27 protein-coding genes are annotated in these 22,581 nt (G+C 75.6%); 9 read left to right on the forward strand and 18 right to left on the reverse strand.

Annotation, left to right across the window (positions count from 1 at the left end):
- Window positions 1–192 precede the first annotated feature (192 nt).
- Window positions 193–570, reverse strand: a complete 378-nt coding sequence (locus ACFRAR_RS34605) for a nuclear transport factor 2 family protein (RefSeq protein WP_380703604.1) — start codon at window positions 568–570, stop codon at window positions 193–195.
- A 76-nt stretch (window positions 571–646) separates the two neighbouring features.
- On the opposite strand from ACFRAR_RS34605, the gene ACFRAR_RS34610 reads away from it, so the two are divergent.
- Entirely contained in the window at window positions 647–949 is a 303-nt protein-coding gene (locus ACFRAR_RS34610) for a hypothetical protein (protein ID WP_380703606.1), read from the forward strand.
- 30 nt (window positions 950–979) lie between these two features.
- On the opposite strand, the gene ACFRAR_RS34615 is transcribed toward ACFRAR_RS34610, so the two are convergent.
- Window positions 980–1,303, reverse strand: coding sequence for a TetR/AcrR family transcriptional regulator C-terminal domain-containing protein (locus ACFRAR_RS34615; RefSeq protein WP_380703608.1), 324 nt, complete (start codon window positions 1,301–1,303; stop codon window positions 980–982).
- Here ACFRAR_RS34615 and ACFRAR_RS34620 point away from each other — a divergent pair.
- Window positions 1,274–1,465 (forward strand): hypothetical protein, encoded by a 192-nt coding sequence (locus ACFRAR_RS34620; protein ID WP_380703656.1) that lies wholly within the window; start codon window positions 1,274–1,276, stop codon window positions 1,463–1,465. The two genes, ACFRAR_RS34615 and ACFRAR_RS34620, sit on opposite strands and share 30 nt — an antisense overlap.
- Window positions 1,466–1,664: 199 nt before the next feature.
- On the opposite strand, the gene ACFRAR_RS34625 is transcribed toward ACFRAR_RS34620, so the two are convergent.
- On the reverse strand, window positions 1,665–1,985 hold the full coding sequence (locus ACFRAR_RS34625; RefSeq protein WP_380703610.1) for a hypothetical protein: 321 nt from the start codon (window positions 1,983–1,985) through the stop codon (window positions 1,665–1,667).
- 203 nt (window positions 1,986–2,188) lie between these two features.
- A complete protein-coding gene (locus ACFRAR_RS34630; protein WP_380703612.1) occupies window positions 2,189–2,470 on the reverse strand; it encodes a hypothetical protein in 282 nt (93 codons plus the stop codon).
- 273 nt (window positions 2,471–2,743) lie between these two features.
- Between ACFRAR_RS34630 and ACFRAR_RS34635 the strand changes: the two genes are divergently transcribed.
- From ACFRAR_RS34635 to ACFRAR_RS34645, 3 genes are all read left to right on the forward strand, one after another.
- Window positions 2,744–3,490: a dienelactone hydrolase family protein gene (locus ACFRAR_RS34635; RefSeq protein ID WP_380703614.1), complete on the forward strand. Its 747-nt coding sequence runs from the start codon at window positions 2,744–2,746 to the stop codon at window positions 3,488–3,490.
- Window positions 3,491–3,615: 125 nt separating this feature from the next.
- A complete protein-coding gene (locus ACFRAR_RS34640; protein ID WP_380703616.1) occupies window positions 3,616–4,077 on the forward strand; it encodes a hypothetical protein in 462 nt (153 codons plus the stop codon).
- A gap of 32 nt (window positions 4,078–4,109) precedes the next feature.
- Window positions 4,110–4,511: a helix-turn-helix domain-containing protein gene (locus ACFRAR_RS34645; protein WP_380703618.1), complete on the forward strand. Its 402-nt coding sequence runs from the start codon at window positions 4,110–4,112 to the stop codon at window positions 4,509–4,511.
- 308 nt (window positions 4,512–4,819) lie between these two features.
- Here the strand turns inward: ACFRAR_RS34645 and ACFRAR_RS34650 are convergent, their stop codons facing one another.
- The 12 genes from ACFRAR_RS34650 to ACFRAR_RS34705 all read right to left on the reverse strand — a co-directional run bounded on the left by ACFRAR_RS34650 (window position 4,820) and on the right by ACFRAR_RS34705 (window position 16,002).
- Window positions 4,820–5,716 carry an alpha/beta hydrolase gene (locus ACFRAR_RS34650; protein ID WP_380703620.1) on the reverse strand — a complete coding sequence of 299 codons (897 nt, stop codon included), beginning with the start codon at window positions 5,714–5,716 and terminating at the stop codon, window positions 4,820–4,822.
- Window positions 5,713–6,414 carry an indole-3-glycerol-phosphate synthase gene (locus ACFRAR_RS34655; RefSeq protein ID WP_380703622.1) on the reverse strand — a complete coding sequence of 234 codons (702 nt, stop codon included), beginning with the start codon at window positions 6,412–6,414 and terminating at the stop codon, window positions 5,713–5,715. The genes ACFRAR_RS34650 and ACFRAR_RS34655 overlap by 4 nt, the downstream gene beginning before the upstream one ends.
- Complete coding sequence (locus tag ACFRAR_RS34660; protein WP_380703624.1) at window positions 6,411–7,130, reverse strand: N-(5'-phosphoribosyl)anthranilate isomerase; 720 nt, start codon at window positions 7,128–7,130, stop codon at window positions 6,411–6,413. Before ACFRAR_RS34660 ends, ACFRAR_RS34655 begins: the two co-directional genes overlap by 4 nt.
- Window positions 7,127–8,272, reverse strand: a complete 1,146-nt coding sequence (locus tag ACFRAR_RS34665) for an acyl-CoA dehydrogenase family protein (protein WP_380703626.1) — start codon at window positions 8,270–8,272, stop codon at window positions 7,127–7,129. The genes ACFRAR_RS34660 and ACFRAR_RS34665 overlap by 4 nt, the downstream gene beginning before the upstream one ends.
- 142 nt (window positions 8,273–8,414) lie before the next feature.
- On the reverse strand, window positions 8,415–8,789 hold the full coding sequence (locus tag ACFRAR_RS34670; protein WP_380703628.1) for an ectoine synthase: 375 nt from the start codon (window positions 8,787–8,789) through the stop codon (window positions 8,415–8,417).
- A complete protein-coding gene (gene trpA / locus ACFRAR_RS34675; RefSeq protein ID WP_380703630.1) occupies window positions 8,783–9,673 on the reverse strand; it encodes a tryptophan synthase subunit alpha in 891 nt (296 codons plus the stop codon). Before trpA ends, ACFRAR_RS34670 begins: the two co-directional genes overlap by 7 nt.
- Window positions 9,666–10,694 carry a hypothetical protein gene (locus tag ACFRAR_RS34680; protein ID WP_380703632.1) on the reverse strand — a complete coding sequence of 343 codons (1,029 nt, stop codon included), beginning with the start codon at window positions 10,692–10,694 and terminating at the stop codon, window positions 9,666–9,668. The genes trpA and ACFRAR_RS34680 overlap by 8 nt, the downstream gene beginning before the upstream one ends.
- A 5-nt stretch (window positions 10,695–10,699) precedes the next feature.
- Window positions 10,700–10,969, reverse strand: a complete 270-nt coding sequence (locus ACFRAR_RS34685) for an acyl carrier protein (RefSeq protein WP_380703634.1) — start codon at window positions 10,967–10,969, stop codon at window positions 10,700–10,702.
- A gap of 80 nt (window positions 10,970–11,049) precedes the next feature.
- On the reverse strand, window positions 11,050–12,621 hold the full coding sequence (locus ACFRAR_RS34690) for an AMP-binding protein (protein WP_380703636.1): 1,572 nt from the start codon (window positions 12,619–12,621) through the stop codon (window positions 11,050–11,052).
- Between the two features lie 5 nt (window positions 12,622–12,626).
- The gene (locus tag ACFRAR_RS34695; RefSeq protein ID WP_380703638.1) at window positions 12,627–13,490 is read right to left on the reverse strand and encodes a MaoC/PaaZ C-terminal domain-containing protein; all 864 of its coding nucleotides are present in this window, start codon (window positions 13,488–13,490) and stop codon (window positions 12,627–12,629) included.
- Window positions 13,487–14,722 carry a beta-ketoacyl-[acyl-carrier-protein] synthase family protein gene (locus ACFRAR_RS34700; protein WP_380703640.1) on the reverse strand — a complete coding sequence of 412 codons (1,236 nt, stop codon included), beginning with the start codon at window positions 14,720–14,722 and terminating at the stop codon, window positions 13,487–13,489. Before ACFRAR_RS34700 ends, ACFRAR_RS34695 begins: the two co-directional genes overlap by 4 nt.
- 68 nt (window positions 14,723–14,790) lie before the next feature.
- Window positions 14,791–16,002: an aminotransferase class I/II-fold pyridoxal phosphate-dependent enzyme gene (locus ACFRAR_RS34705; RefSeq protein ID WP_380703642.1), complete on the reverse strand. Its 1,212-nt coding sequence runs from the start codon at window positions 16,000–16,002 to the stop codon at window positions 14,791–14,793.
- A gap of 538 nt (window positions 16,003–16,540) precedes the next feature.
- On the opposite strand from ACFRAR_RS34705, the gene ACFRAR_RS34710 reads away from it, so the two are divergent.
- Both ACFRAR_RS34710 and ACFRAR_RS34715 read left to right on the forward strand, forming a co-directional pair.
- Window positions 16,541–17,413, forward strand: coding sequence for a BTAD domain-containing putative transcriptional regulator (locus ACFRAR_RS34710; protein ID WP_380703644.1), 873 nt, complete (start codon window positions 16,541–16,543; stop codon window positions 17,411–17,413).
- A 427-nt stretch (window positions 17,414–17,840) separates the two neighbouring features.
- A complete protein-coding gene (locus ACFRAR_RS34715) occupies window positions 17,841–18,140 on the forward strand; it encodes an ArsR/SmtB family transcription factor (RefSeq protein ID WP_380703646.1) in 300 nt (99 codons plus the stop codon).
- 7 nt (window positions 18,141–18,147) lie between these two features.
- Here the strand turns inward: ACFRAR_RS34715 and ACFRAR_RS34720 are convergent, their stop codons facing one another.
- Window positions 18,148–19,143 carry a zinc-dependent alcohol dehydrogenase family protein gene (locus ACFRAR_RS34720; protein ID WP_380703648.1) on the reverse strand — a complete coding sequence of 332 codons (996 nt, stop codon included), beginning with the start codon at window positions 19,141–19,143 and terminating at the stop codon, window positions 18,148–18,150.
- Between the two features lie 254 nt (window positions 19,144–19,397).
- Here ACFRAR_RS34720 and ACFRAR_RS34725 point away from each other — a divergent pair, with 254 nt between their 5' ends.
- Window positions 19,398–20,366, forward strand: a complete 969-nt coding sequence (locus ACFRAR_RS34725; protein ID WP_380703654.1) for a phosphotransferase family protein — start codon at window positions 19,398–19,400, stop codon at window positions 20,364–20,366.
- A gap of 95 nt (window positions 20,367–20,461) precedes the next feature.
- Here the strand turns inward: ACFRAR_RS34725 and ACFRAR_RS34730 are convergent, their stop codons facing one another.
- The gene (locus ACFRAR_RS34730; RefSeq protein WP_380703650.1) at window positions 20,462–20,698 is read right to left on the reverse strand and encodes a TrmO family methyltransferase; all 237 of its coding nucleotides are present in this window, start codon (window positions 20,696–20,698) and stop codon (window positions 20,462–20,464) included.
- Between the two features lie 534 nt (window positions 20,699–21,232).
- On the opposite strand from ACFRAR_RS34730, the gene ACFRAR_RS34735 reads away from it, so the two are divergent.
- A complete protein-coding gene (locus tag ACFRAR_RS34735; protein ID WP_380703652.1) occupies window positions 21,233–21,712 on the forward strand; it encodes an NUDIX domain-containing protein in 480 nt (159 codons plus the stop codon).
- Window positions 21,713–22,581 lie beyond the last annotated feature (869 nt).

A 22,581-nucleotide genomic window follows, 5' to 3' on the forward strand; every position in this document is an offset into this window, starting at 1 on the left:
AGGACCCCTCCGGCCCGGCCCTCCACTTCACCACCCCCGCCTGGCAGGCCTTCATCACCGCCATCCGCACCGGCGAGTTCGACACCCACTGACCCGCACTCACGCGCCGCCGCCCTCCCCGAGGGTGGCGGCGCGCAGCGGTCCCGCCGCCCGTTGCCGGGGCGGGCCCGCTTCGGTTCCCCGGAGGGCAACTCAGGAGGCCGGCGGATCGATCTCCCCCGCGAAGACGATGACCTGGTCGATGAGGCTCCGCCTCAGGTGGACGACGTCCGTTCCGGCCAGTTGAGGGCCTCCGTCCGGCGTGGTGAAGACCCACCGGTACCGGGCCCACTCGCCGGGCATGTCCACCGCCGAGCAGCGCGCCATCGTGCCGGTCCCCGCCGGGTGGCGCCGGATGTCCAGCACGAACCGCTCGACCGCCGCGATTCCCTCGCTGCGGCCCAGCGGCCCCCAGAAGACCACGTCCGAGGTCAGGGCCCGGGAGAGCAGGGCCGTCACATAGCTGTCGTCCGAGGCGTTGAACGCGGAGATGAACGTGTCGATCGCGGAGCGTGCCGTCTCTTCCTGCATGCCCCCAGTCATACCAGCCGTTGCGCATACGCTCCTCCCGCGGATCGTGATCTTGCCGTCCTCCACAATGGTGCCCATGACCGATGAGCCCCTGTCCGTGCCCCTCGCCGAGCTGCGCCGGTCGTTCGACGTGCTGCTGCGCCATGTGGAGGCCGCCACGGCGGGCGGTGCCGTCGCCCTGGACAAGGACTACTTCTGGTCCGTCCCCCCGGACGAGCAGTACGACGTCACCAGGAGACCGGACGACCTGACGATCGGCCAGCTCTCGGAGTCCTGGCAGCACCTGCGGGATCTGCTCGCCGACGAGGACCGCGTCCTGGGATACCACCTGGTGTGGCTCGCCGACGTCCTGCGGGCGATAGGCCAGGACCTTCCGTAGCCGCCCCGGCAGCGGCCGTCGCCCCGACTCTCAGACGTCGACCCCGTAGGCCCGCAGGAAGACCTCCACGGCCTCGTCCGCGACCGCGTCCGGGTCGGCGTCGGGCCGGTACTCCAGCGGGCCGGTGAGCAGCGCGAGGAGGTGTTCGGCGGCGGGTTCCGGGTCGCAGGGGCGCAGGTGGCCGGCGAGCACCAGACGGGCCAGGCGGTCGGCGAGCGCGGACCGGGTCCGCAGGGCCGTGCGTTCGCGTACGCTCGCCGCCGGGCCGGGGAACCGCTCCGCCTCGGCGTTCGCCAACCTCCCGACCGCGCGGGCGTCTTCGCCGTGGCAGGCCCGGAGCAGTTCGCGGGCCACGGTCTCGAAGGCGGCGCGCGGACCGTCGTGCGCCGCGACGGCCCGGACCTGTCCGACGACATGGCGCCCACACTGGCGCGGGAGATCCTGGCCCTGCACGAGGAGAAGGTCGCGCTCCACCCGCGGTGGGCCGCCGAACTCGGCCCGCTGCTGGCAGCGTAGGCCCGCCCCCTCGGACCCGCCGCCGTCTATCCCCCGGCGGCGGCACGCACGGGAAGTCGGCCGGGCCGACTTCCCACTCCCCCGGCCGCCGGACGGCGGGCCCTCCCGGCCCGTCTCCCCCGAAGGACGACACGGCCCCACATGCCGCCGCCCGCCCCGCGGCGCCGGGGCCGCGGGGCGGGCGGGGTGGCGCGCGGGGTCAGTCCAGGGCCAGGAAGCTGCCGACGTTCTCGTCCGGCCGGAACTCGCCCGGCCCCAGGGGGTTGAGGATTCTGGTCATACAGTTGCCGTCGGGGAACAGCAGGATGGTGCCGCCGGTCCGGTTGGCGATCGCGGTGTCCGGGCCGAGGCCGGGGTAGCACTGGCCGCCCTGCGGGTCCCGGACCTGCTTGAAGTTGCTGCCGTTCTCCAGGATCACGACGCCGGGCGCCGCCGAGGCGGTGGAGAGGTTGACGAAGGACAGGGCGAGGACGCCGGCGGTGACCACGAGGGCCGCGCGCGGACGGATGCGCATGCGCATGGGGACTCCCGTTCTGGAGGAGGTTTCGCACGAGGGGGACATCACCGGGAGCGACAGGCCTCGGCCCGGCCGCTGCCCCGTCACTCCCGACGCCCTGTTACCCGGACCGGGGCCGGATCCGACCGCGGCGCCCGACGGTTCACCCGAACGAGGTTCGCATACCCACCGCCGTCGCCGCCCCGGCCCCGGCGCCGGCCCCGGCCTCAGTTGACGAAGTAGCTGAACCCGACCGTCGCCGCCGTCATCCCGGCCGCCACCTGCCGGGTCACCGTCCCCTGACAGCCGGCCGCCGAGTACACGTCGACCCTCGCGTCCGTGAGGTTCTCCACCAGGACCGGCGACAGGGTCGGGTAGCAGCCCCGTGCCGGGTTCTGCTTGGTCACCCCGTTGACCACCAGGGTCCCGGTGGCCGCCTGCGCGGGCACCACCAGGGCCAGCGCACCGACGGCGGCCAGCATCCCGGCCAGGGCGATTCGACGACGCATCACTGTTCTCCTTTTCCGAGGGCGCACGAGGAGGGAAGAGGCGCCCTTCCGGGCCATGGATCCCCCGCACCCGCCCCGGGCCCGGCGCTGTGCGCCGCCCGGAAACCCGTTTGGCGCAGCGCGCCGCCCGCTGCTACCTTTCCGGTGGCCGTGCGAGAGAACGAGGAGGTGGTACCCGTGAACACGACGACATGGGTGCTCTCCTCCGGGGTCACGGTCGGGCGATAGGTCGTCCGGGAGCGCCGCTGCGAGCCCTCCCCGAAAGGCACGACCGTGCACTTCACCTGCGAGAACCTCCTCGACGACGGCATCGTCGAGCGCGATTTCACCCTCGGCGCCATCCCCGGCACCCTGTGGACCCCCGCCCCCGCGGCCGCCGCCTCCTCCGCCGCCGCGCCGCTCCCGCTGATCCTGATGGCCCACAACAACGCCCTGCCCAGGCGGGAACCCCGGCTGGTCGCCCGGGCCCGGCACACCGCCGCCCAGGGCTACGCGGTGGCCTCCATCGACGCCGCCGGGTGCGGCGAGCGGCCCCGCTCGGCGGCCGACGAGCGGGCCCGCGCCGAGCTGCGCCGGGCCGCGCGGGCCGGCGAGCCCCTCGACGAGGTCCTGGAGTCCTTCGTCGGCCCGCTGGTCACCGGCGCCGTCCCGGAGTGGCGCACCGCCCTGGACGCCCTCCTCGCCCTGCCCGAGATCGCCGACGGCCCCGTCGGCTACTCCGGGTGGGCCGCCGTCGGCATCCACCTGGCGGCCACCGAGCCGCGCATCGCGGCGGCCGGCCTCTTCGCCGGGGGCTACGTGCCCCTGGCCCAGCGCGAGGAGGCCCGCACCGTCACCGTCCCGCTGCTGTTCCTGCTCCAGTGGGACGACGAGGGCAACCCCCGCGAGCGGGCCCTGGAGCTGTTCGACGCCTTCGCCGGCAAGGAGAAGACGCTGCACGCCAACACGGGCGGGCACACCGGCACCCCGTGGTTCGAGGTCGAGGACAGCGGCCGTTTCTACGACCGGCACCTCAAGTAGGACAGCCCGCCGGGCCCCCCGCCGACGCGGCGGGGGGCCCGGCGGCCCTGGGGGTGTGCGGGTGCCGGGGTGTAGACAGGGGCGACCGCACGGCGGCGGGATCCGGGGGCGAAGGGGGCGGGGGCGTGTACGGCATGAGCGCGCGGGAGGCATGGCGGTTCTGGTGGCGTTGCCTGGCCGGGCCCGTCGCCGTGATCGTGCTGGTGCTGTGCGCCGGCCAGGTCGGCCCCGCGTGGTCGGCGCACCGGGGCCACGGGCGGGCGGGGACGTGGACGGTGACCGGGGTCGTGTGCGGCAGGGCGACCTGCGAGGACGTCGGGCGTTTCGTCTCCGCCGACGGCTCGCGCGTCCTGACCGGCGCCGGCGTGTTCGGCGGCTCCTCGCTGGAGGCGGGCGCGAGCACCGCCGCCGTCGACGCCGGCGGTGACGTGCTCTACCCGCCCGGCGGCGGCCGGGCCTGGCTGGTGTACGGCGGCGGGGCGGCGCTGCTCGCCGTGCTCTGCGGGGCCTGGGTGTGGACGGTCCCCGTCGCGGCGGCGCGGCGCCGGCGCGCGGTGCGGGCCGCCCGGGTCGGATCCGGGCCCTGACCGCGGCGCAACTGCTCGTCTACGCTGGGCGGGTGAGCACTCATGCGTCCGACGGAGCCCGTGTCGTCCCCCTGCCCGCGAGGGCGCCGCGGCAGCGGCCCGCGCCGCGCGAGCCGCTGTGGCGCGATGTCGTGGGCGCCGTGCTGCGGCGTGAACGGCTGGCCCAGGAGCGGACGCTGAAGGAGGTCGCCGAGGCGGCCCGGATCTCGATGCCGTACCTGTCGGAGCTGGAACGCGGCCGCAAGGAGGCCTCCTCCGAGGTCCTGGCGGCCGCCGCCCGGGCGCTGGGGCTGGGCCTGGCCGACCTGCTCTCCCTCGCCCAGGCCGACCTGGCCCGCCACGCCGGCGCCCGCGCCCGGGCGGCCGGCAGCCTCGCGGGCCGCCCTCGCACCGCGCTCCCGGGCCGCCACACCGGCCTCGCCCTGGCCGCCTGAGCACACCCGGGCACGTCTGAAGTCCGCTGCGCGGCCCGCCTCCCGGGGCGCGGTGGACACGGTGGCGGGCGGCCGGGCGGGTCCCGCGCGCGGACCCGGCGGTGGCGCCGCCGCACGAGGCCGAGGTGCCGCGCCACCGCGCGGTGCGGTGGGCGGTGGCGCGCCGACCGCGCCCGGCGCCTTGGCGGCGCGGTCCGCTGGCGGCGCGGTCCGCTGGCGGCGGGGCCCCGCCACCCCCCGTTCCTTCGCCCAAAGGGGAGGGGTGGCGGGGCCCTTCTTCCGCCCGCGTCAGGTGGTCTGTGGGTGCCTCAGGCGGCGGCCGGGGCCGGGGCGGTCCTGGCGGTCTCGGCGTGGTGGGCGAGGCAGTCGTCGGTGAAGGCGAGGGCCCGCAGGTGGTAGGGGCGGGCGGCGTGGCCGAGGGAGAGGTTGTGGCCGGCGCGGCGGGCGGTGGCCAGGTGGGCCAGGCCCGGGGGGAAGGCGGCGGTCAGGGCCGCGCGGTCGTCCTCCTCCAGGCGCCACCAGTGCTCGTGGTCGGCGAGGGTGAGGCGTACGGGCACGCGCACCCGGGCGGCGAGGTGGCTGTAGCGGGCGGGCCAGGTGGCCAGTTCGCGGGATTCGAGGGCGGGGACGGGGGTGAGCAGGGCGCGGGCGGCGTGGAAGGTGCCGGGCGGGTAGAGGCCGAGGGGGCCCCAGTTGAGGCGGCCGCCGCCGGCGAGGTCGTCGGGGCGTTCCCACGCGCCGGGGGCGTAGTGCTGGGCGAGGCCGGAGATGTCGCAGCCCAGCAGTGGCAGGCGGGCGTCGGCGGGCCAGTGGGCGGCGAGGTTCAGGGCGATCTTGCCGCCGAAGGAGTGGGCGAGGAGCTGGACGCCGGCGCCGGTGGGGTGGGCGCGGGCGTAGTCGGTGAGGGCGGCGTGGAGGGTGGCGGCCTGGTCGGCGATGAGCTGGCCGTGCGGCAGGCGGTGGGCGGAGGCGCCGTGGCCGGGGCGGTCGATCGCCAGGACGGTGTAGCCGAGGTCGGCGGCGAGGGTGAGCAGGCTGGTGTCGGGGTGGGCGGGGCCGGCGAAGTAGGCGGCGCGCATGCCGCGGCCGTGGATCGCGAGGACGACGGCCTTGGGGGTGCGGTCCTCGGGTTCGGCGACCAGGGCGGAGAGGGGGATGCCGCCGGCGTCCAGGACCAGGGAGCGGGTGCGGAGTTCGCCTCTCACGCGGCCACCTCGGCGCGGGCGGCGTCGAGGCCGGTGAGCCAGCCGTCGAGGTCGGGGCTGCGCATCAGGGAGGTGCCGACGAGCAGGGCGGCGTAGCCGGCGTCCAGGAGGCGGGCGGCGTCGCGGGGGTGGGTGATGGCGGAGGCGGAGACGGGGGCGCGGCAGCCGGCCTGTCGCAGGGCGGGCAGCAGGCGCAGGCTGCGGGTGAGGTCGCCGCGGTCGCGTTCGCGGGTGCGGATGTCCTTGTTGTTGACGGCGACGACGCATTCGGTGATGCGGGGCAGGGTGTCGAGTTCGCGTTCGTGGGTGATCTCGACGAAGGGGGTCAGGCCGAGGTCGAGGGCGCAGGTGACCAGGCGGCGCAGGGAGGTGGCGGGCAGCAGGGCGGCGGTGAGCAGGACGGCGCCGGCGCCCAGGGCGCGGGAGGCTTCGAGCTGGGCGGGGCGGGTGAGGAAGTCCTTCTGGAGGACGGGCAGGGCGGTGGCGGCGGTGACCTCGCGCAGCAGGCGGGGGGTGCCGCCGAACCAGCGGCCGGTGACGACGGACAGGCAGGGGGCGCCGGCCTGTTCGTAGCGGGTGACGAGGTCGGTGACGGTGCGTTCTCCCAGGAGGTCGGCGCCGTGGGGGTCGCGGAGTTTGACTTCCATGACCAGGGGGCGCCGGGCGGTGAGCAGGGCGTCGATGAAGCGGGTGCTCATGCGGGGGCCTCCTGGAGGCGGGGGTGCCAGGCGCGGGTGAGGGCGGTGACGGCTTCGTGGGTGAGGCGCCCGGTGCGGTCGCGGGCGGCGGTGTCGATGTCGGCGCCGGCGTACAGGGGGTGGTCGGTGACGGTGCGGTAGGTGTCGCGGTTGGCGGTGCTGAGGCCGCCGGCGAGGAGGAAGGGGATGGTGAGGCGGGGCAGCAGGGCGTGGACGTGGGCGGGGTCGAGGGTCTGGCCGGTGGAGCCGACGCGGCCGTCGTCGGTGACGGTGTCCAGGAGGAACAGGTCGCAGCCGGCGCGTTCGAAGGCGGGGGTGAAGGCGCGTTCCAGGCAGCGGCCGCGGGAGAGGTGGAGGACTTTGACGAGGACGGCGTAGGGCAGGTGTTCGCGCAGTTCGGCGACGAGGGCGGGGCTCTGGTAGGCGTGGAGCTGGATCCAGCGGATGCCGGTGGCGCGGGCGAGGGCGGCGATGGTGGCGGCGTCGTCGAGGAAGGTGACGAGGACGGGTTCCAGGCCCAGGCGGATGGCGGTGGCGGCGAGGTCGGCGAGGCGGTCGGCTTCGAGTTCGGCGGGGCCGCCGGGCACGCCGTGCCACAGTCCGACGAGGGTGGGGCCGGTGTCGGCGAGGAGGGTGAGGTCGGCGCGGGTGCGGGCGCCGCAGACCTTGAGGTGGCCGGATCTGGCAGGGGCCGCGAGGGCGGCGGGGGCGCTCATTTGCCCAGTCCGAGCATGGCGGCGATGCGGTTGTACTGGATCTCGTTGCTGCCGGAGTAGATGGTGCCGGCGACGGCGTTGCGCACGTCCTTCTCCAGTCCGTATTCGGACATGTAGCCGTTGCCGCCGAAGACCTGGACGGCGGCCAGCGAGGTGGCGAGGTTGGATTCGCTGGTGAGGAGTTTGGCGATGGCCATGTCGACGGTGACGTTGTCGCCGGCTTCCAGGCGCTGGGCGGTGTCGTACAGCCACTTGCGGGCGGTTTCCAGGCGGATCTTGGTGTCGACGATCTTGTTGGCGACCGACTGGTAGGAGCCGATGGGCTTGCCGAAGGACATGCGGGTCTTGGCGTAGTCGAGGCAGCGTTCCAGGCGGTGCTGCATCTCGCCGGTGTTGACGATGAAGGAGTAGAGGATCTCGCGTTTCATGACGTGGTCGAGGACGAGGAAGCCGCCGCCGACGCGGCCCAGGACGCGGTCGGCGGGCACGCGGACGTCGTCGAGGTAGAGCTCGGAGAGCGGGGAGGTGCGCAGTCCCATCTTCTTGATGGGGTTTCCGCAGGTCAGGCCGGGGGTGTCGGCGTCGACGAGGAAGGCGGTGACGCCGAGCGCGCCGCCTTGGGGGTGGGTGCGGGCGTAGACGACGATGACGTCGGCGACGGGGCCGTTGGAGACGAAGGTCTTGGCGCCGTTGAGGACGAAGTGGTCGCCGTCGCGCACCGCGCGGGTGCGCATCTGCATGGCGTCGGAGCCGCCCTCGGACTCGGTGATGGCGTGGGCGCCGATGGCCTCGCCGGAGGCGATGCGGGGCAGGTAGGCGTCTTTGAGGGCGGGTGAGCCGAAGGCCTGGAGGGGGACGCCGGTGGAGGCGATGGAGGTGGTGACGGAGAAGTTGAGGCCGCCGTCGCGGCAGGTGTGGCCGAGGCCTTCGAGGACGTACATGGTGGTGAGCAGGGACTGGCCCAGGCCGCCGTGGCGTTCGTCGAAGGGCAGGGAGAGGATGCCGGTCTTCTGGATCATGCGCCACTTGTCGTGGGAGAAGGCGGCCTGTTCGTCGCCTTCGATGTGGCCGGCGCTGAGGTCGTCGCCGAAGCGGGCCAGGCCCTCGCGCAGGGCCTTCTGGTCGGCGTTCCAGCGGATCATGGGGTGTGCCGCCTTCCTCCCGGGCCCGCCGGTGCGGGGGCCTGGGGTGGCAGGCCGGCGCGCGGGGCGCGCCGGCGCTCGTTTCGAACAGAAGGGGTCCGCCGCCTGGGGCAGGAGGCCGGGCCCTCTCGGACGAGAGGGCCTAGTAGGCGGAGGAGGAGTGGGCGTCGAGCTGGTGGACCTCGTCGCCGCGCAGGGCCGGGGAGAAGACGCAGACCAGGCGCAGGTCCTCGTGGGGGCTGGCGACCAGGTAGTGGGCGTCGTGCCGGTCGAGGGCGTACAGGCGGCCGGGGGTGATGGGGTGGGAGTTGCCGTCCATGTCGATGACCTCGCCGGAGCCGGCGATGCAGTAGCAGGCCTCGAGGTGGTTGCGGTACTCCAGGCGGGACTTGGTGCCGGCGTTGACGGTGGTGTCGGTGAGGCTGTAGCCGAGGCCGTCGCTGGCGACCAGGAAGCGGCGGGACAGGCCGTTGCCCCACTCGACGGTCTTCACGTCGTCGATGTCGCGGATCAGCATGCGGGTTGGTCCTCTCGGGTGGCGGTGGCGGGGGTGGTGGTGCGGGGGGTGGTGCGGGGGGTGGTGCGTCCGCCGCCGGTGCCCGCGAGGGCGGGGCGGGCGGGGCGGAGGTCGGTGAGGTAGGCGCGCAGCTCCTCGACGGGGTCGAGGTGGTGGGCGGCGGCCTGTTCCAGGCGGGCCACGGCGGCGGAGCCGACGATCGCGGCGTCGGCGCCCGAGGCGGCGACGGCGTCCAGGTCGGCGGCGCTCTTGACGCCGAAGCCGACGGCCACGGGGGTGTCGGGGGCGGCGGCGCGCAGCGCGGTGACGGTGTCGGCCAGGGTGTGGTGGCCGGTGGCGGGCGTGGTGCCGGAGCGGCCGTAGTGGGCGACGAGGTAGACGTAGGCGCCGGCGGCGCCGCGGGCGGCGGCGGTGAGGACGCCGGGGGCGGAGGCGGGGTAGCAGGTGGTGACCTGCGGGAGGCCTTCGTCGCGCAGGGCGTCGTGCCAGGCGGGGCGCACGCGCGGGGGCAGGGCGTGGACGAGCAGGGCGCGGGCTCCGGCGTCGGCGATGGCGCGGGCGCTCTCGTGGGGGTCGCGGTGGCGCAGGCTGTGGCTCCAGTCGGCCAGCAGCGCGACCTTGAGGTGCCGCAGGTGGGGGGTGAGGCCGGCGAGTTCGGCGAGGACGGTGTCCAGGGTGGTGCCGGCTTCGAGGGCGCGGGCGGCGGAGCGGCGGATGACGGGGCCGTCGGTGGGCGAGTTGGGGAAGGGCACGGCCAGTTCGAGGACGTCCACGCCCTGGTCGTCGAGCATGTGGGCGAGGTCGGCGAGGCGGCCCGCGGGGTCGCCGGCGTTGAGGAAGACCGCCAGGCCCGGGGTGTGTGCGGGGAAGAGGCGTTCAGACACCGGCCACCTGCCGGGTTCCGGCGCGCAGGCGTTCGGCCAGCGAGCGGGGGGTGCCGTCGGCGAGGGCGTCCAGGGCCTGGGCGTAGGCGGTGTGCCAGCGGGTGTGGCGGCCGGAGGCGAGGGCGAGGGCGGCGGCGTTGAGGGCGATGGTGTGGGTGGCGGTTTCGCCGCCCTGGCCGGCGAGGGCGGTCAGGAAGTGGCCGGTGAGGTCGTGGGGGTGGGGGGCGAGGTCGGTGAGGGTGCCGGTGGCCGGGGCGACGGAGCCGGCGGGCAGGTGGATCGCGCCGTGGGGGGTGTGGAGGGTGTTGTCGGCGAAGGGCAGGAGTTCGTCGGCGCCGGCGTTGTTGTGGGCCAGCCACACGGTGCGTCCCGGGGTGTGGGGGGCGAGGTGGCGCAGGGCGGTGAGGGCGGCGGTGGTGGCGGTGCCGGTGAGCTGGGCGGTGACGGGGACGGTGGCCAGCAGCGGGCCGAGGGTGTTGAGGAAGGCGCCGAAGGGTTTGAGGGTGAGGGGGTAGAGGGTGCGGGCGAGGCGGGTGAGGGCGGGCGGGTAGACGTGGGGGCCGGTGAAGGCGATGCCGTGGCGGGCGAGGTGGTCGGCGGTGGCGGCGTGGCTGGAGGTGAGGGTGATGCCCAGGCGTTCCAGCAGGTCGACGGAGCCGGCGGCGCTGGTGTAGGCGCGTGAGCCGCTCTTGACGACGGGGATGCCGATGGCGGCGGCGGTCAGGGCGGCGGCGGTGGAGAGGTTGAAGGTGGCGGGGCCGCCGCCGGTGCCGACGATGTTGACGCTTCCCGGGTGGGCGGGGCCGGGGTGGGGGGCGCGTTCGGTCAGGGAGCGGGCCAGGGCGGTGAGGGTGGCGGGCTCGGGCAGGCGGGTGCTGAGGGATGCCAGCAGGGCCGCCGCCTGGGCCCGGTCGCTGTCGGCCGGGCCCAGGGTGCGGTGTTCGAGCTGGTCCCACCACGAGCGCCAGGCGTCCAGGTCGACGGGGTGTCCGGCGAGCAGTGCGGTCGGGGCCGGGTGCATGGTGCTCAGCCGCCCACCGTGGTGGTGGCCGCGGTGCGGCGCTGGGTGATGAAGGCGTCGATGGCGGCCACCGAGCGGAAGTTGTTGGGGTCGAGGTCGGTGTCGTCGACGGGCAGGGCGAAGTGGTCCTCGACCCAGGCGATGAGTTTGAGGACGCCGAGGCTGTCGATGACGCCGTCGGAGAGCAGGTCGTGGTCGTCGGCGAGCTGGTCGGGGGTGACGTCGGGCAGGAACTCGTCGATGAGGAAGCGCTTGATCCGGTCGATGTTGCTCATGGCGGCAACTCCTTGGTTCTGGTCGGTGGTTGACGGTTTGTCGGTGGTCGGCGGCTTGTCGGGTGGTGCGGGGCGGGGGGTCAGGGGGTGGGCAGGGCGGCCTTGCGGTCGACCTTGCCGGTGGCGGTCTTGGGCAGCGGGGTGTCCTGGATGGCGAGTTTCTCCGGGACGGCGGCGCGCGGCAGGTTGCGGGCGAGGTGTTCGCGCAGGGTGAGGGTGTTGAGGGTGGAGCCGGGGGCGCGGTGGACGGTGGCGTGCAGGCGTTTGCCGGTCAGCGGGTCGGCGGTGGCGGCGACGGCGGCTTCGCGGACGTCGGGGTGGGCGAGCAGGACGCGTTCGACCTCGGCGGTGTTGACGGCGACGCCGCGGACCTTGACCTGGAAGTCGGCGCGGCCGGTGAGGTGGATGCGGCCGGCTTCGTCGCGGGTGACGAGGTCTCCGGTGCGGAACCAGCGCCGGCCGTCGCCGGCGCCGGGGGGCTGGGTGGTGAAGCGTCCGGCGTCGCGGGAGCGGTCGAGGTAGCCGGCGGCCTGGAAGGGGGTGGAGACGTGGAGTTCGCCGTGGCCGGGGCCGGTGAGGGGGGTGCCGTCGGGGGTGGTGATGAGGGTGTGGACGCCGGGCAGGGGTTCGCCGATCGGCACGGGCAGGGCGGCGGCGGCGTCGAGGCGGTCCAGGCGGTGCAGGAAGCTGTCGTTGGTCTCGGTGCAGCCGTAGATGTTGTACAGCCGGGCGCCGGGGAGCAGGGCGGGCAGGGCGGCCAGGGTGCGGGCGTCGATGGCGTCGCCGGTGAACGCGGCGTGTTCGACGCTGTCCAGGACGGTGCCGGCGGTGCCGGCGGCCTGGACGAGCAGGGCGTAGGCGAGGGGGACGGCCTGCAGGACGTGGGGGCGGTGGCGGGTGAGCGCCGTGAGCAGGTGGCGGGCGCTGAGGGCGTGGGCGGGGTCGATGAGCAGGCAGGTGCCGCCGGCGGCGAGGGTGGCCCACACGTCCAGGAGGGCGAGGTCGAAGTTGAGGGGGGCGTAGTTGGCGACGGTGCGCCCGGGGCCGAGGTCGAAGGTGTCGTGGGCCCAGGCGGTGAAGCGGTCGACCGCGCCCTGGGCGAGGGGGACGATCTTGGGCAGGTCGGTGGAGCCGGAGGTGGTGAGCATGAAGGAGGTGCCGGCGGCGAGGGTGGGCACCGGGGCGGGGCGGGGCAGGGCGGGCAGGGCGGGGGTGTCCTGGCCGGCGGGGGCGAGCAGGTGGCGGGCGCCGGCCTGGGCGTAGAGGGCGGCCAGCAGGGCGGGGGCCAGCTGCGGGGAGGGCAGCAGGAAGGGGCGGCGTTCCATCAGGCAGGCCAGGACCAGGGCGATCGCGCCCGGTGACTTGGCGGCGAACAGGCCCACCGGTTCCCCCGGGGCCAGGTCCAGGGCGGTGAGGCGGGCGCGTTCGGCCTCGGCGGCGCGGGCGAGTTCGCCGTAGCTGACGGCCTCGTCGTGCCAGAGCAGGGCGGGGGCGGTGGGGCGGGTGCGGGCGTGGGCGGTGAACGCGTCGGCCAGCGTGAGTGGCGCCACCGGCGCCGCGGCGACCGGCGCCGGGCCCGGGTCCAAGGCCGGGTCCAAGGCCGGGGCCGGGTCCGGGGTGGTGGCGGGGGCGGGGGCGGGGGTGGTGGTCATCGCGGTCACTCCCCCGCCGGCGCGATGCGCGCCCAGCCGGCCTTGACGGCGGTGCCCGCGTCGGTGGCGATGGTGAAGCGCACCACCGTGCCCCCGTCGTAGGGCTGGAGGGTCAGGCGCAGCTGGGTGCCGGGGGTGGTGGGGGCGGCGAAGCGGGCGCCGAGGGCGGTGAGGCGGGCGGGGTCGCCGCCGGCGTGGTGGTCGGTGATGTGTTCGGCGGCCAGGGCGAGCAGGTGCATGCCGTGGGCGATGGGGGCGGGGAAGCCGGCGGCGCGGGCGGCGTCGGGGTCGAGGTGGATGGGGTTGAGGTCGCCGGAGGCGTGGGCGTAGGCGTGGGTGTCGGCGGTGGTGAGGGTGTGGGTGGTGGTGTGGCTCTCGCCGTGGGGGGTGGTGCCGGGGTGGGCGGCGGTGGGCAGGGTGCCGGCCGGTTCGGTGGTGGTGGCGCCCAGCAGGAGGGCGGCGGTGGCGAGGTCGGCGACGGGGGTGCCGGTGGCGGGGTCGGTGAGGCGGGTGGTGAGGGCCAGGCGGATGCCGCGGGCTTCCCTGCGGGCGGCGGTGATCTCGACGGCGGCGTCGAGGTCGCCGGGGACGAGGGGGGTGTGGGTGTGGATCTCCTGGGCGAGGTGGATGACGCCGGTGAAGGCGCTCTCGGCGGCGGTGAGGGCGGTGACGGTGTGCTGGGCGAGGGCGTGGGCGGCGACGAAGGGGTGTGCGGGGCTGGCGCCGTCCCTCGGGGGGGCGGGCAGGTGGGCGCGGGCGGCGGTGCGGTAGGCGGCGAGGTCGGCGGCGCCGATGTGCAGGCGGGTGCGCGTGAGGGGCGCGGCGGGTGCGGCGGGGGTGAGGGGTGCGGCGGGTGCGGGTGCGGTCATAGCGGGGTCACCACCAGGGTCGTGTTGTGGCCGCCGAAGCCGAACGAGTTGGACAGCACCGCGCCGGCGCCCGTGGGGCGTGCGGTGGTGTGGACGACGTCGAGGTCCAGGCCCTCTTCGGTCTTCTCGTGGTTGGCGGTGGGAGGGACGAGACGGGCGTTCATGGCCGTGATGGCGGCGATCAGTTCGACGGCGCCGGCGGCGCCGATCAGGTGGCCGATGGCGCCCTTGGTGGAGGTGACCGGCACGCCGTGGGGGCCGAAGACGGTGCGCAGGGCGGCGGCCTCGGCGCGGTCGTTGTGCACGGTGGAGGTGCCGTGGGCGTTCACGTGGGCGATGTCGCCGGGTTCCAGGGCGGCGTCGGCGAGGGCGGCGCGCATCGCGGCGACGGCGCCGGCGCCGTCGGGGCGCGGGTTGGACAGGTGGTAGGCGTCCGCGCTGGCGCCGTACCCGGCGAGCAGCGCGTAGGGGACGCGCCTGCGGGCGGTGGCGTCGGCGAGGCGCTCCAGGACGAGGAAGCCGGCGCCCTCGCCCATCACGAAGCCGTCGCGGTCGGTGTCGAAGGGCCGTGAGGCGCGCTGGGGTTCGTCGTTGCGCAGGGAGTGCGCGCCGAGGTTGCCGAACGCGGCGAGGGTGACGGGGGTGAGGGTGGCCTCGCAGCCGCCGGCGATCACCACGTCGGCGCGGCCGCTTGCCAGCAGCAGGGCGCCGTGGCCGATCGCGTCCGCGCCGGAGGCGCAGGTGGTGGCGATGGTCAGGGCCGGCCCGCTCCAGTGAAGGCGCATGGCGATCTGGGCGGCGGCGGCGTTGGGCATGGTGACCAGCGGCATCAGCGGGGAGACCCTGAGCGGCCCGTGTTCGGTGTACAGCGCGGACTCGCGGTCGCTGGTGGTGCGTCCGCCGACGGCGGTGCCCACCACGACGGCGCTGCGTCCGGGGGCCGGTTCGGGGTGTCCGGCGTCGGCGTGGGCGGCGAGGGCGGCGAGGGTGCCGTAGAGGGCGAAGGGGTCCAGGCGGCGGGCGTCCTTGGCGGGCAGGAGCGGGTTGTCGGGCAGGCCGGTGACGCGGCAGCCCAGGCGCACCCGGTGGCGGGCGAGGGCGGGGTCGTCGAGGGTGGTGGCGGTGGGGCGGGCCGCGGCGACGGTGTGCCAGAGGTCCTCGGCGGTGTGGCCGGCGGGGCTGATGACGCCGAGGCCGGTGACGGCGATCGGCGGCCGGTGCTGGGGGGCCATGGCTTCGTCTCCTGTCCGTGTGTCGCGCGGGCGGCCCGGTCGCGGGGGTTCGGTTCGGTTCGGGCCGGTCAGATCAGGCCGGTCTGGGCGGCGGCGGTCAGGAACGCCTCGGCGGCGAAGTCGATGTCGGCGGCGGTGTGGCGGGCGGTGACGGCGATGCGCAGCCGGGCGAGGTCGTTGGGGACGGCGGGGGTGACGACGGGCAGGCCGATGACGCCGGCCTTGCGGCAGGCGGTGGCGTAGTCGTAGGCGGCGTCGTCGCTGCCGGCGATGACGGGCAGGACGGCGGTGGTGGAGTCCATGGTGGAGATGCCGGCGTCGTTGAGGCGCTCGCGCAGGCGCTGGGCCTGGGTCTGGGTGTGGGTGACGCGTTCGGGTTCGCGGCGCAGGATGCGCAGGGACTCCAGGGCGGCGCCGGTCTGGGCGGGGCCGAGGGCGGCGGAGAAGAGGAAGGGGCGGGCGGCGTAGCGCAGGTGGCCGATGAGGTCGTGGCTGCCGGCGACCCAGCCGCCCATGGAGGGGATGGCCTTGGAGAGGGTGCCGAGTTTGACGTCGACGCGGACCTTGTGGTCGAAGTGTTCCTCGATGCCGCCGCCGGTCTTGCCGATGACGCCGAGGGCGTGGGCTTCGTCGACCATGAGGAGGGCGTCGTAGCGGTCGCAGACCTCGCGCAGTTCGGGCAGGGGGGCGATGTCGCCGTCCATGGAGTAGACGCTGTCGACGATGACCAGGCGGACGCCGGTGGGGGCGCAGGCCTTGAGGCGGCGTTCGAGGTGGTCGACGTCGTTGTGGCGGAAGCGGGTGACGGTGGCGCCCGAGAGGCGGCAGCCGTCGACGATGGAGGCGTGGTCGTACTTGTCGATCAGGACGGTGTCGCCCTGGCCGACGAGGGCGCCGACGGTGCCGACGTTGGCGGCGTAGCCGGAGCCGAAGACCAGGGCGCGTTCGCGGCGGGCGAAGCGGGCGACCTCGGCTTCGAGTTCCTCGTGCAGGGGGATGGTGCCGGCCAGGGCCCGTACGCCGTGGTTGCCGGTGCCGTAGACGTCGACGGCGGCTTTGGCGGCGGCGACGACGCGTTCGTCTCCGGCCAGGCCCAGGTAGCTGTAGCCGGACATCATGAGCAGGCGTTCGCCGTCGAGGTCGCAGTAGGCGCTGTCGCGTTCCATCGTGTAGGCGACGAAGCTGTTGCGCCGGGAGGGGTCGGGCTCCAGGGCGGCCACGCGGGCGTTCGTTGCGGCCAGTCTGGGCTCCAGGCGCTGCCATGCTCCGGTGGCGTTCACGGGCGTTTCTCCTTCACGACGTCATGGCTTTCACGGTTTTCCACGGGCTTTCGCGGGGCTTTCGCGGGGTCTCGCGGGGGGTTTCGCGGGGTCTCGTGTGGGGTTTCTCGGGGGGTTTCGCGGGGCTTGCCCGGATGGGGTGTGCTTTCGTGTGGCTTGGTTTTCTCGAAGCCTTCACGCGGGGTGCTCAAGGATGGCTACATTTCTACGCCAGGATGCGCAAGGCGTCCGCAATAGCCGGTTTCCTGGCCTGCGGAAACTCTCTGACGTGCGGAAACTTTGCGTCCACGACGCATCGGCGGGCCGGTGGGAATGTTTCCGCTACCGGTGTTGACACCGCGCGATGCGGCGAATGTATGGTCGAAATCCGCCGAAAACCGAACGGCTGGTCGGCGGTTGATGTGTGTTCCGATCCACGGTTTCCCACGCCGACGGCCCGGCACGGGCCGTTGATTTTCCGCTTTGGCTCGAGGGGGTTGGAGCTCGTGTTGAAAGGCTTCAGGGAAGACGGCGCGTCCGAAAGATCGGGGGCGCGCGCATGCTGATCCGTCTCACCGGCCTGGTGGCGGTCGAGCACGACGACGGCGCCCCGCAGCACCTGTCCAGTGCCCAGGCCCAGGTGGCGTTCGCGCGCCTGGTGCTGGAGCGCTCCAGCGGCACCAGCCGCGACCAGCTGGCCGACACCATCTGGCCCGACGGGCTGCCCGACACGTGGGCGTCCGCGCTGCGCAGTGTGGTCTCGCGGGTGCGGGCGTTCGTCACCGCCCCGGGTCAGGGCCCGGGGGCGACCCCGCTGATCGCCCAGGGCGGGCGGTACGTGCTGCGGCTGCCCGCGGACGCGGCGGTGGACCTGGAGGCGGCGGCCTCGGCGGTCGGCGAGGCGGGCGAGGCGCTGGCCGCGGGCGGCCACGCGGTGGCCCAGCAGCTGGCCGCGGGGGCGCTGGCCAACCTGCGCGGGGCGTTCTTGCCCGATCACGAGGGCGAGTGGGCGCAGGGGGTGCGCGAGCACGTGGAGGAGCTGCGGATCAGCGCGCTGGAGACGGCGAGTCTGGCGGCCTCCGCGCTGGGTGAGGAGCACCACGCGCTGCGGTGGGCGGACGAGGCGGTGCGCCGGGCGCCGTTTCGGGAGAGTGCCTACCGGTGCCGGATGGAGGCGCTGGCGGCGTCCGGGAACCGGGCGGAGGCGCTGCGCTGCTACCAGCAGCTGCGGCAGGTGCTGGCGGAGGAGCTGGGCATCGATCCGGCGGCGCAGACGCAGGAGGTGTACCTGGCGCTGTTGCGCACCCGGGCGCCGTCGGTGCCGGCGCCGGCGGCGGTGCGGGCGGTGGACCCGGTGCTGATGGGCATCTTCGAGCCCCTGGCGCTGGCCCGGCTGGCCCGTCCGGTGCCGGCGCCGGTGCGCGCGGCCTGACGGCCCGTCGGGTGGCGGGGGCGCCGCGGCCCCGCCGCTGCCCGCGCCCGGCGGGGCGCGGGGGCGCGGTGTCCCGTCCGTCCGTCCGTTCCGTCGTCCCGCCGCGCCTCCCCGCCCCTGCCCCTCCCCCCTCCTGCCGCCCGGCCGCCCCGCCTGCGGCCCGGCCCCCGCCCCGCCGCCCCCTCCCGTCCCCGCCCGCCCCTTCCCGCGGCGAATCCCCCCCGCCCCGGCGCGAGGCGGTGTTGCGCGGGTGTTGCGGCGGGCGTGACAGACCGTCCGGCCGTAGTAGCGTCGTGCACGTGAAGTCGCGCACGACGCGCGGCTTTTGACCATCTGACGGACGGGGGTCGAGTGTTGGGAAGGGGTGGTGGGTGTGGGACGGGCACGCGTGGCGGCGCGGGTGATCGTGCACCCTGGTGTGGAGGACGTGAGCGTCCAGAAGGTGCTGGAGGCGCTCGCTGATCCGGCCCGCCGGACGGTGGTGCGCACGCTCGCGCACTCGGGGGCGGACCTCAGCTGCGGTTCCTTCGAGCTGCCGGTGGGGCGCTCCACCTCCAGCCACCACTTCAGTGTGCTGCGCGAGGCGGGGGTGCTGCGCCAGTACTACGTGGGCACCACCAAGATGAACGCGCTGCGCAGTGAGGAGCTGGAGCGGCGTTTCCCGGGCCTGCTGACGGCGGTGGTGGCCGCCGCGGACGCGGAGGCCGGGCAGGCCCGGGGGGTGTGAGGGGCGCTCAGGGGCCGACGGTCAGGACGATCTTGCCGGCCTGGGTGCCGGCCTCCAGGTAGCGGTGGGCCTCGGCGACGGCGTCGAGGCCCTCGAAGACGCGGTCGATGACCGGGGTGAACGATCCGTCGGCCAGGCCCGCGCTGACGAACGCGTGGGCGCGGCGCAGGCGTTCGTCGTCGCGGGTGACCTCGTGCATGCTGTAGAAGCGGCTGGTGACGCTCGCGAAGGTGTCCTGGCCGGGCAGCGGGGTGTCGCGCGGGTCCAGGCGCCCGTAGACGATCAGGCGCCCGCCGGGGGCGAGGGTGCGGGCGAGGGCGAGGACGCCGGGGCCGGCGACGGGGTCGAGGACGGTGCGCACCCCGCGCCCGGCGCTCGCCCGGTGGACCCGGTCCGCCAGGTCGTCCTCGCCGGTGACGACGACCTCGCAGGCGCCGGCCTCGCGCAGCCGTTCGGCCTTGGCGCGGGTGCGGGTGGTGGCGATGGGGTGGGCGCCCAGGCGGCGGGCGGTGCGGATCGCGGCCAGGCCCACGCCGGAGGCGGCGGCGGTGATCAGCACGTGGTCGCCGGGGCGCAGGTGGCCGTCCTCGGCGAGGGCGCCGTAGGCGGTGAGGTAGGGCATCCACACGGCGGCGCCCTGGGCGGGGGTGAGGTGGGCGGGGTGGGGGACGGCGGCGCGGGCGGGCACCAGGACGTGGGTGCCGTAGACGCCGTAGTCGTTCTGGGAGAACGCGGGCACGGTGTCGACGAGGTCGCCGACGGCGACGGCGGTGACGCCCTCGCCGACGGCTTCGACGGTGCCCGAGGCCTCGTAGCCGAGGGTGGCGGGCAGGCGCGGCCGCTCCAGGTAGGTGCCGGCGCGGAAGAGGGCCTCGGCGCGGTTGAGGCCGATCGCGGCGACCTTCAGGCGCAGTTCGCCGGGCCCGGGCTGGGGCAGGGGGCGTTCGGTGACGGTCAGGACCTCCGGTCCCCCGGTGGCCTCGAAGACGACGGCCTTGGGCATGGCGGCACTCTCCCCCTGGTGTGCGTGGTGATCTGCGCCCCTCAGCCAACCCCGGCAGCGCCCGCCCGTCAACCGTCGACCCCCCTCGGGACGAGGGGGATCGGGGCCCTGGCCGTGCCGGAGTTGAGTGTCCGTCGGCGGATCCCGCCGGCGGGGACCGGCCGGGGGGCGGGGACCGGCCGGGGGGCGGGGACCGGCCGGGGGGGCGGGGACCGGCCGGGGGGGCGGGGCGGGGCGTAGGCTTGGCGGCCGTGATCGACGACGGTGGGGGCCGGGGGCCGGGGTGGGAGCGCACGCGCGCGTGGGTCCAGGGGCACCTGGAGCCCGGTGAGCGCATCGCGCGGGTGAGCGCCCTGAAGGGCGGGTGGACCTCGCGGATGCGCCGCCTGGACATCGAACGTCCCGGCCCGGCGGGCGGGTACGCGCTGGTGCTGCGCTCGTTCGTCCAGCCGTTCTACCGCCGTCACGCGCCGGGGCTGCTGGCGCGGGAGGCGCAGGTGCTGGGGCTGCTGGAGGGCGGCGGCGTTCCGGCGGCGCGCCTGGTCGCCGTGGACGCGGCGGGGGCGGTGTGCGAGCACCCGTCGCTGCTGATGACGCTGCTGCCCGGCGGGGTGCGGGTGGCCGAGGACGGCCACGCGCCGCTGCGCGCGGGCCTGCTGGCCGCGCAGCTGGCCGCCGTGCACGCCCTGGACGTCGGCGAGGCGCGGCGCCCGCGGGTGTGGCAGGCGTGGACGGCGCCCGGGCGGGTGGCCGTGCCCGAGGGCACGGGGCGTATCGGGCTGTGGGAGCGGGCAATCGGGGTGATCGGCGGCGAGGTGCCGGCGTACGAGCCGTGTTTCCTGCACCGTGACTTCCATCCGGGCAACGTGCTGTTCTCCGGCGAGGGCCGGGGGTCGGCGGTGTCGGGGGTGGTGGACTGGGTGGAGACGTCCTGGGGGCCGGCGGACCTGGACGTCGCCCACTGCTCGACGGCGCTGGCCCTGCTGCACGGGCCCGAGGCGGGCCTGGCGTTCGCCGGCCGTTACGAGGCGGCGGGCGGGCGCGCGCTGGCGGCCGGGCGCGGCCACCTGTACTGGCGGCTGCTGGACGCGCTGGCGTTCGCGCCCGACGCCCGCAAGGTCGCCGAGCCGTGGCGGGAGCTGGGCCGCGCCGACCTGACGCCCGCGGTGCTGACGGGGCGTCTGGAGGACTACCTGCTGGGCCTGTTCGACCGCTACGCCTGAACCCACCCGGGGGGGTGGTGCCGTTCGGGCGGGCCCGATCGCGGTGCCGGCGCCACCCCCGCTGCGGGTGGTGGCGGCCGGCCGCCGTCCTGCGGTCAGGGCGCGGGGGGCGCCGGGGCGAAGTAGTCGCGGAGCATCTCGGTGGTCCACGCGGGCTGGCGTACCTGTCCGCGCGGCCCGAACTCCTCGAACCAGGGCTTCACTTCGAGGAACGGGGTGCCGTCGATGGCGTTCAGGTCCTCGACGTGCAGGTCCAGCCCGTCGACCTTGACGAGCCGGCAGCGGGAGGACCCGAGCCAGTTGATGCGCCGCATGTTCCGGTGGCCGAACACGCCGACCTCGGGCCAGTGCGGGTTGTCCCGGGGGCGGCGCGCGCCCCTCCCCAGTGGTCGCCGGTCGGCTCCGTCCGGCCTCCCACGACGCACCCGAGCGCTTCCACGCCGAAGACATCACCCACGTGCTTTCCCCTCTCGTGACCGGACCGCGCCCCGGCGGCGGGTCGGATGGTGGCCGCCGGGTACTCGGCGGCACGCCTGTCGACGGCGTCGACACCGACTTCCTCCTCGCGGTCAACGCGGGTGCGGACGTGCCCGACCTCGCGGTCATCCTCACCGCCGACCCCGACACCGTGCAGCGCCGCCCCGCCGACCGCGGCACCCGCCACCGCTTCGAACCCGACGCCGCCGCCACCGCCCGCGAACTGCGCCTGCACCGGGAAGCCGTCCCGGTCCTCGAACGACTCGGCTACCGGCTCCACACCGTCGACACCACCCTCCCGGCCCCCGAGCAGACCGCACGGGCCATCCTGGAATCGGTCCCGCCCCCGGCGATCAACACCAGAATCCCGTACGGGAGTTGGAGAGAGCATGAGCACCAGCACGACCAGCCCCGCCACGACGGCCGCCGCACCGCCGGTGGTGGTAGACGTCCACGTCATCCTGCGCACCACGGACGGCAGGATCCTGCTGTCCCGGCGCGGCGGCCCCTACGGCCACGGCCAGTGGCACGCCCCCAGCGGCAAGCTCGACCCGGGCGAGAAACCCGCCCACGGCGCCGCCCGCGAGCTGGAGGAGGAGACCGGGATCACCACCGATCCGGCCCGTCTGCGCCTGGCCTGCACCGTCCTGCACCACCAGGATCCCGCCACCGTGCGCCTGGGGCTGTTCTACCTCGCCACCCGCTGGGAGGGAGAGCCCGTCAACCGGGAACCCGACAAGTGCCTGGATCTGCGCTGGTTCACCGAGGACGACCTGCCCGAGGACCTCATCCCCTACCCCGGCGCCGGCATCCGCGGCGCCCTCACCGACCCCGGCGCCCTGCTCCACCACGGCCGGCCGCACGCGTGAACCCCGGGGGCGGCCGGGCTCTTCCGGCCGCCCCGCCGCCCTGCCGCCCCGGGAAGAGCGGCGGACGCGGACCGCACCGCGGCAGGCTCCCACGGCCGCCCGCGGCTGCGTCATCGGCCGATCGGCGGCCCTCCGTGCCGGAGGGCCGCCCGCCGTGCCCCCTACTCCGGCTGCGCGGGCAGCGGGGGGATTCGGGCCGCGGTGCGGCGGGGCATCGGCGGCCGCCGGCGGCAGTCGGCTGGTCGGCGACCCTCCGGTGCGGGTGGCCGTCGTCCTGCCGGCTCTCCCCCCGGCGCCCCGGGCTCCGCCTGTGCCGCTGCCGGCTGGCCGCCCCGGTCCCTGCCGAGGGGCCGTGAACGCGTGGTGCGGCACGGGCAGGCGGGCGCAGCACGGCCCGGGTGTCGGTATCCAGGGGCCAGGGGCGGGCGTGCGGCCCCGGCCCGGGGAGGGGGCGGCCGGGGGCAGGGAGGACTGGGGGCTGTTTCCGGGGCCGGCCGTAGCCGTGGGCGGGACTCGCGGCCCGCCTGATACCCGGTCACGTGCCGCCACCGTGACGATCGCCGGCCGCGCCACTGCCCTGGAAGGTGGCGCAGCACGAACGGGCGCAGCACGAACGGGGGCCCCGGGACCGGGGGCCCCGGGACCGGGGACGTTGGCCGGCGGGTCCTCGAGGCCTGGAGTGGTGCGCGGGCCGGGGGTGCCAGCCCCGCGCACCGCAGCCGGGCCGGGACGGCCGGCCACCGGGTACCGGAGCGCAGCGAACACCGAGCGCAGCGAACACCGAGCGCAGCGAACACCGAGCGCAGCGAACGCGGCGGGCGGCCGGGCTTTGCCGGTCGCCCGGGCGGTGGCCGCGTGCCGCGCCCGCC

It is taken from the genome of Kitasatospora sp. NPDC056651, assembly GCF_042792155.1.
Lineage (GTDB): Bacteria > Actinomycetota > Actinomycetes > Streptomycetales > Streptomycetaceae > Kitasatospora.

What these genes read in the sequence shown, in the direction of transcription:
- ACFRAR_RS34625 (WP_380703610.1), bottom strand. Translation starts at nt 1,985, where the DNA reads ATGCGCATGCGCATCCGTCCGCGCGCGGCCCTCGTGGTCACCGCCGGC.
- ACFRAR_RS34685 (WP_380703634.1), bottom strand. Translation starts at nt 10,969, where the DNA reads ATGAGCAACATCGACCGGATCAAGCGCTTCCTCATCGACGAGTTCCTG.
- ACFRAR_RS34610 (WP_380703606.1), top strand. Translation starts at nt 647, where the DNA reads ATGACCGATGAGCCCCTGTCCGTGCCCCTCGCCGAGCTGCGCCGGTCG.
- ACFRAR_RS34695 (WP_380703638.1), bottom strand. Translation starts at nt 13,490, where the DNA reads ATGACCGCACCCGCACCCGCCGCACCCCTCACCCCCGCCGCACCCGCC.
- ACFRAR_RS34680 (WP_380703632.1), bottom strand. Translation starts at nt 10,694, where the DNA reads ATGCACCCGGCCCCGACCGCACTGCTCGCCGGACACCCCGTCGACCTG.
- ACFRAR_RS34665 (WP_380703626.1), bottom strand. Translation starts at nt 8,272, where the DNA reads ATGATCCGCTGGAACGCCGACCAGAAGGCCCTGCGCGAGGGCCTGGCC.
- ACFRAR_RS34720 (WP_380703648.1), bottom strand. Translation starts at nt 19,143, where the DNA reads ATGCCCAAGGCCGTCGTCTTCGAGGCCACCGGGGGACCGGAGGTCCTG.
- ACFRAR_RS34735 (WP_380703652.1), top strand. Translation starts at nt 21,233, where the DNA reads ATGAGCACCAGCACGACCAGCCCCGCCACGACGGCCGCCGCACCGCCG.
- ACFRAR_RS34630 (WP_380703612.1), bottom strand. Translation starts at nt 2,470, where the DNA reads ATGCGTCGTCGAATCGCCCTGGCCGGGATGCTGGCCGCCGTCGGTGCG.
- ACFRAR_RS34660 (WP_380703624.1), bottom strand. Translation starts at nt 7,130, where the DNA reads ATGAGCGCCCCCGCCGCCCTCGCGGCCCCTGCCAGATCCGGCCACCTC.
- ACFRAR_RS34690 (WP_380703636.1), bottom strand. Translation starts at nt 12,621, where the DNA reads ATGACCACCACCCCCGCCCCCGCCCCCGCCACCACCCCGGACCCGGCC.
- ACFRAR_RS34605 (WP_380703604.1), bottom strand. Translation starts at nt 570, where the DNA reads ATGCAGGAAGAGACGGCACGCTCCGCGATCGACACGTTCATCTCCGCG.
- ACFRAR_RS34670 (WP_380703628.1), bottom strand. Translation starts at nt 8,789, where the DNA reads ATGCTGATCCGCGACATCGACGACGTGAAGACCGTCGAGTGGGGCAAC.
- ACFRAR_RS34655 (WP_380703622.1), bottom strand. Translation starts at nt 6,414, where the DNA reads ATGAGCACCCGCTTCATCGACGCCCTGCTCACCGCCCGGCGCCCCCTG.
- ACFRAR_RS34700 (WP_380703640.1), bottom strand. Translation starts at nt 14,722, where the DNA reads ATGGCCCCCCAGCACCGGCCGCCGATCGCCGTCACCGGCCTCGGCGTC.
- ACFRAR_RS34710 (WP_380703644.1), top strand. Translation starts at nt 16,541, where the DNA reads ATGCTGATCCGTCTCACCGGCCTGGTGGCGGTCGAGCACGACGACGGC.